Here is a 12,777-nt window from a genome sequence, read left to right on the forward strand (position 1 = left end):
ATGAACTACGACGGCAAAACCGCACTGGTACTGGGGCTCGGCGAATCGGGCCTGGCGATCGCGCTGTGGCTCGCGCGCTCGGGTGCCCGCGTGCGCGTGGCCGACACGCGTGCCGAGCCTGCGCGCCTGCCTCAGTTGCGCGCCGCGGTGCCGGATGCGGAATTCGTGGCCGGTCCGTTCGCGGCGAGCCTGCTGGACGGCGTCGACTTCGTCGCGGTCAGCCCCGGCCTCGCGCCGAACCGCGAACTCGCGGAAATCGCGCCGGCCGCCGCCGCGCGCCACGTGCCGCTGTGGGGCGAGATCGAGTTGTTCGCGCAAGCCTTGTCTTCGCTGAAGGCGGAGCAGGGCTATGCGCCGAAAGTCATCGCCATCACCGGCACGAACGGCAAGACGACGGTCACGAGCCTCACGGGCCTGCTGTGCCGCCGCGCCGGGCTGACGACGAAGGTCGCCGGCAATATCAGCCCCGCCGCGCTGGACGTGCTCCGTGAAGTCATCGACGCCGGTGAATTGCCGCAGGCCTGGGTGCTGGAACTCTCGAGCTTCCAGCTCCACACGACGTACAGCCTGAATCCTGATGCCGCCACGGTGCTGAACATCACGCAGGACCACCTCGACTGGCACGGCAGCATGGCCGCATACGCCGCCGACAAGGCCCGCATCTTCGGCGCGGACACCGTGCGCGTGCTGAACCGCGACGATGCCGTCGTGATGGCCATGACGGCGCCGGGCGCCGCCGTGACGACGTTCGGCACGGGCGAGCCGGACGCGCCGGGCAGCTTCGGCCTCGTGAGCGAGCGGGGCGTGCTGTGGCTCGCGAACGCGAATCCGGCCGACGAACCCGAAAAGAAGAAAAAGAAGAACGACGTTGCGGAGCCCGTCGAGATCACGGTGAACCGCCTGATGCCGGCCGACGCGCTGCACATCCGCGGCCTGCACAATGCCTCGAACGCGCTCGCGGCGCTCGCGCTGTGCCGGTCCGTCGGCCTGCCGCTCGCGCCGCTGCTGCACGGGCTGCGCGAGTACAAGGGCGAGCCGCACCGCGTGGAACTCGTCACGAGCATCGACAACGTCGAGTACTACGACGACTCGAAAGGCACCAACGTGGGCGCCACCGTCGCCGCGCTGGAAGGCCTGGGCAAGACGTTCGGCGAGACCGAGCGCCAGATCCTCCTCATCGCCGGTGGCGACGGCAAAGGCCAGGACTTCGGCCCGCTCGCGGGCCCGTGCTCGCGCTACGTGCGCGCCGTGCTCCTCATCGGCCGCGACGGCCCCGCGATCCGCGCCGCGCTGGAACCGTCCGGCGTGCCGTGCTTCGACTTGCCGGGCCTGCCGGAAGCCGTGCGCCGCGCCAGCGGTCTCGCCAAGTCCGGCGACGTCGTGCTGCTGTCGCCTGCGTGCGCGAGCCTGGACATGTTCACGAACTACGCGCACCGCGCGCAGGTGTTCGTCGACGCCGTGCGCGACATCGCACTCGAGAAGGGGCAGGAGATCTGATGGCGTTCCAGATTCCCTTCAAGTTCAGTGGCACTTCCGCCGACGCGACGATCGCGACGCGCGCACGGCCGTCGCGCATGATGGAGTACGACCAGCCGCTCGTGTGGGTCGTGCTGCTGATGATGCTGTTCGGGATGGTGATGGTGTACTCGGCGTCGATCGCGCTGCCGGACTCGCCCAAGTTCGCCTACCTCGCCGGCAAGAACAACTACTTCCTGGTGCGCCAGGCCATGTTCATCGCGATCTCGATGGTGGCCGGGCTGTTCGTCTTCAGGATTCCGGTCGCGACGTGGCAGCGCTTCGCGCCGCTGATGTTCATCGGTACGCTCGTCCTGCTGGCGCTCGTGCTGATCCCGGGCATCGGCACGTCCGTCAACGGCGCCCGGCGCTGGCTGTCGCTGAAGGTGTTCAACCTGCAGCCGTCCGAGATCATGAAGGTCGTGTCCGTCCTGTACGCGGCCGACTTCACCGTGCGCAAGCAGCAGTACATGCACAAGCTGACGAAGGGTTTCATGCCGATGGCCGCCGCGATGGGGATCGTCGGCTTCCTGCTGATGTGGGAACCGGACATGGGCGCGTTCGGCGTCGTCGTCTGCATCTCGATGGGCATCCTGTTCCTGGGCGGTTTCAACATGATCTGGTTCGGCGGCATCGGCGCCGTCCTCGTGCTCGTGTTCTCGACCATCATCGCGTTCTCGCCGTTCCGCCGCGCGCGCATGTTCGCGTACATGAACCCGTGGGAAGAGGGCAATGCGCTGGACAAGGCCTACCAGCTGACGCACTCCCTGATCGCGTTCGGTCGCGGCGAGATCTTCGGCGTGGGCCTGGGCGGCAGCATCGAGAAGCTGCACTACCTGCCGGAAGCGCACACGGACTTCATCATGGCCGTCATCGGCGAAGAGCTGGGCCTGGCCGGCGTGCTCGTCGTGATCGGCCTGTTCTACTGGCTCGTCAAGCGCGCATTCGACATCGGCCGCCAGGCCATCGCGCTGGAGCAGCATTTCGCCGGCCTCGCGGCGAAAGGCATCGGCATCTGGATCGGCGTGCAGGTGTTCATCAATATGGGCGTGAACCTCGGCCTGCTGCCGACGAAGGGCCTCACGTTGCCCTTGATGAGCTATGGCGGTTCCGGCGTGCTGTTCAACTGCGTCGGCCTCGCGATCCTGCTGCGCATCGATTACGAAAACCGCGTACGGATGCGGGGAGGCCGCCAATGACGAAGATCCTGATGATCATGGCGGCCGGCACCGGCGGCCACATCTTCCCCGGCATCGCCATCGCGCAGACGATGCGCGAGCGCGGCTGGGACGTCTCGTGGCTGGGCACCCTGCACGGCATGGAAAAGGACATCGTGCCGAAGCACGGCATCGCGATGGATTCGATCGACTTCGCCGGCATGCGCGGCAAGGGCCTCGCGCACACCGTGTCCGGCGCGTTCAAGCTCGTCGCCAGCTTCGCGTCGGTCCGCAAATATCTGGCGTTGCGCCGTCCGGACGTCGTGCTGGGCATGGGCGGTTACGTGACGGTGCCGGGCGGGATGATGGCGCGGTCTCGCGGCATTCCGCTCGCGCTCGTGAACGCGGATGCGGCATTGCTGTTGTCGAACAAGACCCTGACCCCGCTCGCGCAGCGCGTGCTGTTCGGCTTCCCCGCGGATTTCGGCAAGGCCGCAGGCAAGGCCGTCGTCACGGGCAATCCGGTGCGCAAGGAAATCCTCGAGATGCCGTCCCCCGGCCACCGCTTCGCCAATCGCAGCGGTCCTTTGAACATCCTCGTCGTCGGCGGCAGCTTGGGGGCGAAAGTGCTGAACGACAGCGTGCCCGCCGCGCTCGCGCTGATTCCGGCAGGTGTGCGTCCCGTCGTCACGCACCAGTCGGGCAAGAAGAACATCGATGCGCTGCGCGCCGCGTACGCGCAAGCGGGCGTGCAGGCCAACGTCGTCGACTTCATCGACGACATGGCAGCGGAATACGCGAACGCGGACCTCGTGATCTGCCGTGCGGGCGCGATCACCGTGTCGGAACTGACGGCGGCCGGCGTCGCGAGCGTGCTCGTGCCGTTCGTCGCCAGCACGACGAGCCACCAGCGCGACAACGCGGCCTGGATGGCGGGCCAGAAGGCCGCGGTGCACCTGCCGCAAGGCGAATTGAATCCGCAGCGGCTGGCAACGCTGCTGCAAACGACCACGCGCGACGACTGCCTGGCGATGGCCGAGGCGGCGCAGGCGGTGGGACGGCGCGACGCCAATGCGGCGATCGCGCGCGTACTCGAAGAACTGGCAAACGGCGGACAATGAAACACAAGATCAAACACATTCACTTCGTCGGCATCGGCGGCAGCGGCATGAGCGGCATCGCGGAAGTGCTGCTGAACCTCGGCTATAAAGTGTCCGGCTCGGACCTCGCGTCGAACGCGGCCAGCCTGCGCCTGCAAAGCCTCGGCGCGGACGTGCGCATCGGCCACGCGGCGGAAAACGTCGCCGGCGCGGATGCCGTCGTCACGTCGACCGCCGTCAACGAAGCGAATCCGGAAGTCGTCGCCGCGCGTGCGGCGAAGGTGCCCATCGTCCCGCGCGCCATCATGCTCGGTGAGCTGATGCGCCTGAAGCGCGGCATCGCCATCGCCGGCACGCACGGCAAGACGACGACGACGAGCCTCGTCGCCTCGGTGCTCGCGCAGGGCGGCCTCGACCCCACGTTCGTCATCGGCGGTCGCCTGAACAGCGCCGGCGCCAACGCGAAGCTGGGCAGCGGCGAATACATCGTGGCCGAGGCGGACGAATCGGACGCGTCGTTCCTGAACCTGTCGCCGATGATCGAGGTGATCACCAACATCGACGCCGACCACATGGAGACGTACGAGCACGACTTCGAGAAGCTGAAGGGCGCGTTCGTCAACTTCACGCACCGCCTGCCGTTCTACGGCCGCGCCATGATGTGCATCGACGACGCCACCGTGCGCGCCATCCTGCCGCAGGTGACGAAGCCCGTGACGACGTACGGCTTCTCGGAAGACGCCGAAGTACGGGCGCTGAACGCACGCGCCGAGGGCATCCAGATGCATTTCACCGTGCGCCAGCAGGGCTATCCGGACACGGACTTCGTCCTGAACCAGCCGGGCATGCACAACGTGCTGAACGCGTGCTCCGCGATCGCCATCGCGCGCGAGATCGGCGTGCCGGACGAAGCGACGGCGCAGGGCCTGCGCGAATTCAACGGCGTGGGGCGCCGCTTCACGCGCTACGGCGAGGTCGCGCTGCCGGATGGCGGCAGCTTCACGCTCGTCGACGACTACGGCCACCACCCGGTGGAAGCCCAGGTCACGTTGGCCGCCGCGCGCGCCGCGTATCCGGGCCGTCGCCTCGTGCTGGCGTTCCAGCCGCACCGCTATTCGCGCACCCGCGACCTGTTCGAGGACTTCGTGAAGGTGCTGGCCGCGCCGGACGTGCTGCTGCTGGCAGAGGTGTACGCCGCGGGCGAAGCGCCGATCGTGGCCGCCGACGGCCGCGCGCTCGCGCGTGCGCTGCGCGCGGGCGGCCAGGTCGAACCGATTTTCGTGGAAGCGATCGCCGACATGCCGGCGACGATCCTCAAGGTGGCGCGCGACGGCGACGTCGTGCTGACCATGGGCGCCGGCTCCATCGGCGGCGTCCCCCATCAACTGACTTCGAATCAAAAGGTGGCATCGTGAGTATTACTGACACCGAAGCCAAGGCACTCGGCAAGGTTGGCGTGCTGTTCGGCGGCCGGTCCGCCGAGCGCGAGATTTCGCTGATCTCGGGCAGCGGCGTGCTGCAGGCGTTGCGCTCGAAGGGCATCGACGCCCATCCGTTCGACCCGGCCGAGCGCTCGCTGGCCGAGCTGGCCGCGGAAAACTTCGACCGCGTGTTCATCGCGCTGCACGGCCGCTACGGCGAGGACGGCACCCTGCAGGGCGCGCTGGAACTGCTGGGCATTCCGTACACGGGCAGCGGCGTGATGGCATCGTCCGTCGGGATGGACAAGGTCACGACGAAGATCGTATGGCTGGCCGCGGGCGTGCCGACGCCGACGTATGTCACCATCGCCGCCAATGAGGCCATCGACGCCAATGCGATCGTCGCCGAGCTGGGCCTGCCGCTGATCGTCAAGCCGCCGCTGGAAGGCTCCACCATCGGCATCACGAAGGTGACGGACGCCGCCGGCCTGCAGGCCGCCGTCGATCTGGCGCGCCAGTACGACAAGGTGGTGCTGGTCGAGCAGTTCATCCAAGGCCGCGAATTCTCCGTGCCGGTGCTGGGCACGGGCCCCACGGCGCGCGCGCTGCCGATCGTGGAGATCGTCGCCCCGGAAGGCAATTACGACTACCAGAACAAGTACTTCACGGACGACACCAAGTACCACTGCCCGGCGCCGCTCGATGAAGAGACGACCAAGGCGATCCAGGCGCACGTGGTGAACGCGTACCGCGCGCTCGGCTGCGAAGGCTGGAGCCGCATCGACGTGCTGCTGCGCGCCTCGGACAACGCGCCGTTCCTGCTGGAGGTGAACACGTCGCCGGGCATGACGACGCACTCGCTCGTGCCGATGGCGGCACGTGCCGAGGGCACGACCTATGAAGACCTGTGCGTGGACATCCTGCGCTCCGCCAGCCTCAAGGCCGGTCAGGTGAAGAAGTAAGGACAAGGAACAAAGATGTGGCATGACGTGCGAGCTCTGAATGCAACCGCCAGCGCGCTCACCGCGCTGGTGGCGCTCGCCTGCGTGGCGTCGGGGTTGTGGTGGCTGTCGCAGCGCCCGATGTTCACCTTGCGCGCGGTGCGGGTCGAGAGCATGTACGGGCTGGACCTGCAGCACGTGAACGAACTGACGGTGCGTAACGGCGTGCTCGGGAAGATCAGCGGTAACTTCTTCACGACCGACCTCGAACAGGTGCGCACGACGTTCGAGTCCGTGCCGTGGGTGCGCAAGGCGAGCGTGCGGCGCGAGTGGCCGAACCAGCTGATCGTGCAGGTGGAAGAGCACGAGGCGCTGGGCACGTGGGGCGAGGAGGGCAAGCTCCTGTCCGTGAAGGGCGACGTGTTCACCGCGAACCTGGCCGAGGCCGACGAGGACCACGAACTGCCTGCGTTCGAGGGCCCTGTCGGCAGCGAGAAGGAAGTGCTGACGCGTTTCGCGGAACTGCGCGGCTGGTTCGCGCCGATCCGCCTCGTGCCGGAGTCGATCAGCCTGTCGAACCGGTACGCGTGGACCGTCAAGTTGAACAACGGGATGAGCGTCGAGCTGGGACGCGAGAAGGACAACGACACGCTGCATGCGCGGGTGCAGCGGCTGGTGAGCATCTATCCCCAGCTGGTCGCGAGGTTGCAGGAAGGGCGCATCGACACGATTGACATGCGCTATCCGAACGGCCTGGCCCTGTCGTCGGCAGCACTGAGCATTCCCGCGGATGCGACCAAGCCAGTCAAGGCGGCTAAGAAAAAAACGACTACCAAAACAACGAAGCAGATCTAATTACAGCAGGCGACAGCAAACATGACAAAAGACGCGAAGAACCTGATCGTCGGCCTCGACATCGGCACCTCGAAGGTGGTGGCGGTGGTGGCCGAGGTGATGGCCGATGGGCGCCATGAAGTGATCGGACTCGGTCAGCACGAGTCCAAGGGTTTGAAGAAGGGCGTTGTCGTCAACATCGAAGCGACCGTCGAATCCATCCAGCGCGCCCTCGAGGAAGCGGAGCTGATGGCCGACTGCAAGATCCGCAACGTGTATGCAGGGATCGCCGGCAGCCATATCCGCTCGTTCAATTCGAGCGGCATGGTCGCCATCAAGGACAAGGAAGTGACGGCCACGGACGTGGCGCGCGTGATCGAGACGGCCAAGGCCGTGAACATCCCGACCGACCAGCAACTGCTGCACACGGTGCCGCAGGAATTCATCGTCGACAATCAGGAAGACGTGCGCGAGCCGATCGGCATGAGCGGCATCCGCCTCGAGGTGCGCGTGCACATCGTCACCGGTGCGGTGTCGGCCGTGCAGAATATTGTAAAGTGCGTGCGCCGCTGCGGGCTCGAGGTCTCGGACCTGATCCTGCAGCCGATGGCGTCGGCCGATTCCGTCCTGACGAACGACGAGAAAGAGCTGGGCGTGGTATTGATCGACATCGGCGGTGGCACCACCGACATCGCGGTCTTTTCTGACGGCGCGATCCGTCACACGGCCGTGATCCCCATCGCCGGCGACCAGATCACGAGCGACATCGCGATGGCCCTGCGCACGCCGACGGGCGAGGCGGAAGAGATCAAGATCCGCTACGGCGTGGCCAAGCAGGTGCTGGCCGATCCGGGCGAGACGCTGGAAGTGCCGGGCCTCGGCGACCGCGGTCCCCGTTCGCTGTCGCGCCAGGCGCTGGCCGCCGTGATCGAGCCGCGCGTCGAGGAACTGTTCGCGATGGTGCACCAGGTCGTGCGCGAATCCGGCTACGAAGGCGTGCTGTCGTCGGGCATCGTGCTGACGGGCGGCTCGTCGATCATGCCGGGCATGATCGAGATGGCGGAAGACATATTCCTGAAACCGGCGCGCCTCGGCACGCCGGAATACCGCGGCCAACTGGCGGACGTCGTGCGCAGCCCGCGCTATGCGACGGTCCTCGGTCTGCTGCTGGAAGCGAAAAAGCAGTACCTGCGCGGTCACATCGTCACGCGTCAGGATGGTTCGATGAAGGCGGTGTGGCAGCGAATGAAAGAGTGGTTCCTCGGGAATTTCTGAGGCGACGAAGGACCGCAGCGCGCGTGAGCCAGGATGGGAACAACGTAAACGCAACGCGTGGCGGGTATTTCGGGGTGAATGTAACAGCTGGTAGCAGTTTTGCTTGGTAACGGACACGAAACATTTTTAAAATAGTGGCGCGTTTCCAATCTCGAGTCCTGGCGATGTCCGCGAGGATTCGGGCTTGGAAACGGCTCATCGAGATTAGGAGTTCATCATGGAGTTCGATATGGTCGATAACGCAGCATTGGGCACGGTCATCAAGGTCGTCGGCGTTGGCGGCGCGGGTGGTAATGCGGTTCAACATATGATCAACAAGGGCGTGGCGGGCGTGGAATTCATCGCGGCCAACACCGACGCCCAGGCGCTGGCCGCATCCAGTGCCCACAACGTCATCCAGATCGGCGAGTCCGGCCTGGGTGCGGGCATGCGTCCGGAAGTCGGCCGCCAGCTGGCCGAGCAATCGCGCATGCGCATCGAAGACGCGCTGCGCGGTGCGCACATGGTCTTCATCGCCGCCGGCATGGGTGGCGGTACCGGCACGGGCGCCGCGCCGATCGTCGCGGAAGTCGCCAAGAGCCTGGGCGCGCTGACCGTGGCCGTCGTCTCGAAGCCGTTCTCGTACGAAGGCGCGAAGTGCATGGACGTTGCGGAAAACGGCCTGGCCGAACTGACCAAGCACGTCGATTCGCTGATCGTCATCCTGAACGAGAAGCTGGAAGACATCTACGAAGACGAATCGATGCTGGACTGGATGAAGCATGCGGACGACGTGCTGAACAACGCCGTCGCCGGTATCGCCGAGATCATCAACGTCCCGGGCCACATCAACGTCGACTTCAACGACGTGAAGACCATCATGAGCGAGCAGGGCAAGGCCATGATGGGCACGGCGACCGCGTCGGGCGTCGACCGCGCGCGCATCGCCGCCGAACAGGCCGTCGCATCGCCGCTGCTGGACGGCATCGACCTGTCGGGCGCGAAGGGCGTGCTGGTGAACGTCACCGCGTCGCGCGGCCTGAAAGGTAAGGAGATCAAGGAAGTCATGGCTGCCGTGCGCGCGTTCGCGGCACCGGACGCCGCGATCGCACAAGGCATCGCCTACGACGACGAGATGGGCGACGAACTGCGCGTGACCGTCGTCGCGACGGGCCTGGGCAAGAACAAGGCCAACATCTCGCTGGTGCAGCCGCAGCAAGTGCTGCGTACCGGCACCTACGGCGCGCCGATGATGTCCGGCACCCCGGGCGTGACGGGCGGCGTGACGATGGGTTCGGCCACCGGCGCCGGCGCAATGGACGGCATGAAGCAGCCGGCCGTGTGGCGCCGCGAGCAGGCGTCCGAGCAGGTGCGCGCGATGCAGAACAACGGCGTCGAAACCTACGACATCCCGGCGTTCCTGCGCAAGCAAGCCGACTGAGTCGCACACTCCAACGCCGGCTGACCACCGGCGGTCCATGATGCGGGGCCAGGCTGTTCCAAGCAGCCTGGCCTTTCGTTTTATGCGCGTGGTACGCCAACGTCACGCGTGGGCACCCCGTGCCCACGCGGAAGGTGGCCGCCCGCAAACGTCGGCCCTCCCCACGCGCCGTCTCAAGATCGGGCATACTTGCGGATTCTTCAAACTTGAAAGGAATCCCATCATGACCATCCAGATCGGCGACCGCCTGCCGGAAGGCACCCTGCAAGAATTCATCGACGTCGAAACCGAAGGCTGCGCGCTCGGTCCGAACACCTTCAAGGTGTCCGATCTCGTCAAAGGCAAGACCATCGCCATCTTCGGCCTGCCGGGCGCCTTCACGCCGACGTGCTCGGCCCAGCACCTGCCGGGCTACATCAAGCTCGCGGACCAGCTGAAAGCCAAGGGTGTCGACGAGATCTGGTGCATCTCCGTCAACGACGCGTTCGTGATGGGCGCGTGGGGCCGCGACCAGAAGGCCACCGGCATCGTGCGCATGATGGCCGACGGCAGCGCCGCGTTCACGAAGGCGCTGGGCCTGGAATTCGACCTCGTCGCCAAGGGCTTCGGGGTGCGCTCCCAGCGTTACTCGATGCTCGTGCAGGACGGCCTCGTCAAGCAGCTGAACGTGGAAGCGGGCGGCTTCGACGTGTCGTCGGCCGAGACGCTGCTGAAGCAACTGGGCTGATCGGCTCTTGATCGTCAACGCCGAAACGCCCGACCAGCCCGAGGTGCGCGACATGCTCGCGCGCCTGGACGCGTACTGCGCCGCGCTGTACCCGGCCGAGAGCAACCACCTGCCGGACGTCGCGTCGCTCATGCAGGGCGACGTGCTGTTCCTCGTGGCGCGCGACGTGGACGGCGCCGCGGTCGGGTGCGCGGCCCTCGTCAACAAGCATGAGTATGGCGAGATCAAACGCATGTTCGTCGACGAGCGCCGGCGCGGCATGGGCACGGGCCGCAAGCTGGTCGAGCATCTCGTGATGTTCGCGCGGATGTCGGGCCTGTCGGTGCTGCGCCTGGAAACGGGCATCCATCAGCCGGAAGCCATCGGCCTGTACGAGCGCATGGGCTTCGAACGCCGCACGCCGTTCGGCGATTACCGCGAGGACCCGCTGTCGCTGTTCATGGAGCTGCGCCTGTGACCCGGCTCGCGGGGAATCTGCGCAGCATCCGCGCGATGCTGGTCTGTGTCGCCATGTTCTCGATCATGGACATGACGATGAAGCTGCTGTCCGCGCACTTCCCCGCGATGCAGGTGGCGGCGATCCGCGCATTGTCCGCGCTGCCGCTCGTCGGTGCCTACCTGTTCTGGCGCGGGGGCCAGCATTCGCTGCTGCGCATCCGCTGGCCGCTGCACCTGCTGCGCGGCGCGATCGGCATCGCGATGCTGTCGCTGTTCACGTACGGCCTCAAGACCCTGTCGCTGGCCGAAGCGTATTCGATCTTCTTCGTCGGCCCGATCCTCATCACGGCGCTGTCCGTGGTCGTGCTGGGCGAGCGCGTGAACGGCGCGCGCTGGATCGCGATCGGCGTCGGCATGGCCGGCGTGCTCGTGATCCTGCGGCCGACCGGTGCCGGCTTCTTTTCGCTGGGCGGCCTCGCCGTGCTGGCCGCGGCCGTGTGCTATGCGGTGTCGGCCGTCGCTGGCCGCGTGCTCGCGCGCACGGACCGGGGCGAGCACATGATGTTCTGGCTGATGGTGTTGATGGCTGCGGGCGCGACGCCGCTCGCCGCACCCGCCTGGGTGTCCGTGCAGGCGGAGCACTGGGTCCTGATCCTGGCGCTGGCCGTCAGCGGTTTCTTCGGCCAACTGGCGCTGACGGAAGCGTTCAGCCACGGCGAGGCGTCCGTGGTGGCGCCGTTCGAGTACACGGCGCTGGCCTGGGGCGTGGCGATCGACTGGCTCATGTGGAAAACCTTGCCGGATGCATATACGTTGCTGGGCGGTGCGATCATCATCGGCAGCGGCTTGTACCTGATCCGCCACGAAACCGTGCACGCCGAGGCCGAGCATCCCTGAAAACGTGGTGTTCCTGCCACCGGTTCGAGGGGGCTGCCGGCGCGCCCGAAAGCCCTACGATATAATCGGACGATGCTCAAACAACGAACCATCAAACAGCTCGTCCGCACGACAGGTGTCGGCCTGCACTCCGGCACCAAGGTCGAGCTGACCCTGCGCCCGGCGGCCGCCGATACGGGCGTCGTGTTCCGCCGCGTCGACCTCGACCCCGTCGTCGAGTTCCCGTCGAATGCCGACATCGTGGGCGACACGCGCATGGCGTCCGTGCTCACGCAGGGCAATGCGCGCGTCTCGACCGTCGAGCACCTGATGTCGGCCTGCGCCGGCCTCGGCATCGACAACCTGTACGTGGACGTCACGGCCGAAGAGATCCCGATCATGGATGGCTCCGCGTCCTCGTTCGTGTTCCTGCTGCAGCAGGCGGGCGTGCAGGAGCAGGCCGCTGCGAAGAAATTCATCCGGGTTTTGCAACCGGTCGAAGTCCGCCAGGGCAGCGGCGCCAACGAGAAATGGGCGCGCCTGACCCCTTACGACGGCTTCAAGCTCGACTTCTTCATCGAATTCAACCACCCGGCCGTGGACGGCACGACGCAACGCGCCATCGTCGACTTCGGCAAGGTCTCGTACGTGCACGACGTGGCGCGCGCGCGCACGTTCGGCTTCATGCAGGACGTGGAAAGCCTGCGCGGCATGGGCCTGGCGCGTGGCGGCTCGCTGGAAAACGCGATCGTGATGGACGAGTACCGCATCCTCAACGCGGACGGACTGCGCTACGAGGACGAGTTCGTGCGTCACAAGATTCTCGACGCGATCGGCGACCTGTACCTCGTCGGCGCGCCGCTGCTGGCCAGCTACGAGGCGCACAAGTCCGGCCACGGCCTGAACAACCTGCTGCTGCGCGAGCTGCTGGCGCATCCGGAGTCGTACGAGATCGTGACGTTCGACGCGCCGGAAACGGCGCCCGTGTCGTATGGCGCGCAGATGGAGCGGGAGTGGGCGTTAACTTGACGCATGGTGGGCACTGGGTGCCCACCCTGTTAGGGCAAAGTTGT

At 66.4% G+C, this 12,777-nt stretch carries 12 protein-coding genes; all 12 read left to right on the plus strand.

The genetic code is table 11. From position 1 onward, the window contains the following. The 12 genes from murD to lpxC all read left to right on the plus strand — a co-directional run bounded on the left by murD (position 1) and on the right by lpxC (position 12,733). Positions 1-1,497: a UDP-N-acetylmuramoyl-L-alanine--D-glutamate ligase gene (murD, locus tag NX784_RS13720; protein ID WP_258817226.1), complete on the plus strand. Its 1,497-nt coding sequence runs from the start codon at positions 1-3 to the stop codon at positions 1,495-1,497. Continuing rightward, complete coding sequence (gene ftsW / locus NX784_RS13725; RefSeq protein WP_258817227.1) at positions 1,497-2,714, plus strand: putative lipid II flippase FtsW; 1,218 nt, start codon at positions 1,497-1,499, stop codon at positions 2,712-2,714. Before murD ends, ftsW begins: the two co-directional genes overlap by 1 nt. Further along, positions 2,711-3,793, plus strand: coding sequence for an undecaprenyldiphospho-muramoylpentapeptide beta-N-acetylglucosaminyltransferase (gene murG / locus NX784_RS13730; RefSeq protein WP_258817228.1), 1,083 nt, complete (start codon positions 2,711-2,713; stop codon positions 3,791-3,793). Before ftsW ends, murG begins: the two co-directional genes overlap by 4 nt. After that, positions 3,790-5,187 carry a UDP-N-acetylmuramate--L-alanine ligase gene (gene murC, locus NX784_RS13735; RefSeq protein ID WP_258817229.1) on the plus strand — a complete coding sequence of 466 codons (1,398 nt, stop codon included), beginning with the start codon at positions 3,790-3,792 and terminating at the stop codon, positions 5,185-5,187. Before murG ends, murC begins: the two co-directional genes overlap by 4 nt. Then, positions 5,184-6,155: a D-alanine--D-alanine ligase gene (locus NX784_RS13740; RefSeq protein ID WP_258817230.1), complete on the plus strand. Its 972-nt coding sequence runs from the start codon at positions 5,184-5,186 to the stop codon at positions 6,153-6,155. The genes murC and NX784_RS13740 overlap by 4 nt, the downstream gene beginning before the upstream one ends. Positions 6,156-6,170: 15 nt before the next feature. After that, positions 6,171-6,989 carry a cell division protein FtsQ/DivIB gene (locus NX784_RS13745; protein WP_258817231.1) on the plus strand — a complete coding sequence of 273 codons (819 nt, stop codon included), beginning with the start codon at positions 6,171-6,173 and terminating at the stop codon, positions 6,987-6,989. 21 nt (positions 6,990-7,010) lie between these two features. Next, a complete protein-coding gene (gene ftsA / locus NX784_RS13750) occupies positions 7,011-8,243 on the plus strand; it encodes a cell division protein FtsA (RefSeq protein ID WP_258817232.1) in 1,233 nt (410 codons plus the stop codon). A 217-nt stretch (positions 8,244-8,460) separates the two neighbouring features. Continuing rightward, on the plus strand, positions 8,461-9,663 hold the full coding sequence (gene ftsZ, locus NX784_RS13755; protein WP_258817233.1) for a cell division protein FtsZ: 1,203 nt from the start codon (positions 8,461-8,463) through the stop codon (positions 9,661-9,663). Between the two features lie 223 nt (positions 9,664-9,886). Continuing rightward, positions 9,887-10,390: a peroxiredoxin gene (locus tag NX784_RS13760; protein ID WP_258817234.1), complete on the plus strand. Its 504-nt coding sequence runs from the start codon at positions 9,887-9,889 to the stop codon at positions 10,388-10,390. 7 nt (positions 10,391-10,397) lie between these two features. Further along, positions 10,398-10,847 (plus strand): GNAT family N-acetyltransferase, encoded by a 450-nt coding sequence (locus tag NX784_RS13765; RefSeq protein WP_258817235.1) that lies wholly within the window; start codon positions 10,398-10,400, stop codon positions 10,845-10,847. Between the two features lie 35 nt (positions 10,848-10,882). Further along, on the plus strand, positions 10,883-11,725 hold the full coding sequence (locus NX784_RS13770; RefSeq protein WP_258817248.1) for a DMT family transporter: 843 nt from the start codon (positions 10,883-10,885) through the stop codon (positions 11,723-11,725). A gap of 72 nt (positions 11,726-11,797) precedes the next feature. After that, entirely contained in the window at positions 11,798-12,733 is a 936-nt protein-coding gene (gene lpxC / locus NX784_RS13775) for a UDP-3-O-acyl-N-acetylglucosamine deacetylase (RefSeq protein WP_258817236.1), read from the plus strand. Positions 12,734-12,777: the final 44 nt, after the last annotated feature.

It is taken from the genome of Massilia pinisoli (assembly GCF_024753285.1).
GTDB lineage: Bacteria > Pseudomonadota > Gammaproteobacteria > Burkholderiales > Burkholderiaceae_D > Telluria > Telluria pinisoli.

Coding starts and splice junctions, on each gene's coding strand:
- murD (WP_258817226.1), top strand. CDS start 1: ATGAACTACGACGGCAAAACCGCACTGGTACTGGGGCTCGGCGAATCG.
- ftsW (WP_258817227.1), top strand. CDS start 1,497: ATGGCGTTCCAGATTCCCTTCAAGTTCAGTGGCACTTCCGCCGACGCG.
- murG (WP_258817228.1), top strand. CDS start 2,711: ATGACGAAGATCCTGATGATCATGGCGGCCGGCACCGGCGGCCACATC.
- murC (WP_258817229.1), top strand. CDS start 3,790: ATGAAACACAAGATCAAACACATTCACTTCGTCGGCATCGGCGGCAGC.
- NX784_RS13745 (WP_258817231.1), top strand. CDS start 6,171: ATGTGGCATGACGTGCGAGCTCTGAATGCAACCGCCAGCGCGCTCACC.
- ftsA (WP_258817232.1), top strand. CDS start 7,011: ATGACAAAAGACGCGAAGAACCTGATCGTCGGCCTCGACATCGGCACC.
- ftsZ (WP_258817233.1), top strand. CDS start 8,461: ATGGAGTTCGATATGGTCGATAACGCAGCATTGGGCACGGTCATCAAG.
- NX784_RS13760 (WP_258817234.1), top strand. CDS start 9,887: ATGACCATCCAGATCGGCGACCGCCTGCCGGAAGGCACCCTGCAAGAA.
- NX784_RS13770 (WP_258817248.1), top strand. CDS start 10,883: ATGCTGGTCTGTGTCGCCATGTTCTCGATCATGGACATGACGATGAAG.
- lpxC (WP_258817236.1), top strand. CDS start 11,798: ATGCTCAAACAACGAACCATCAAACAGCTCGTCCGCACGACAGGTGTC.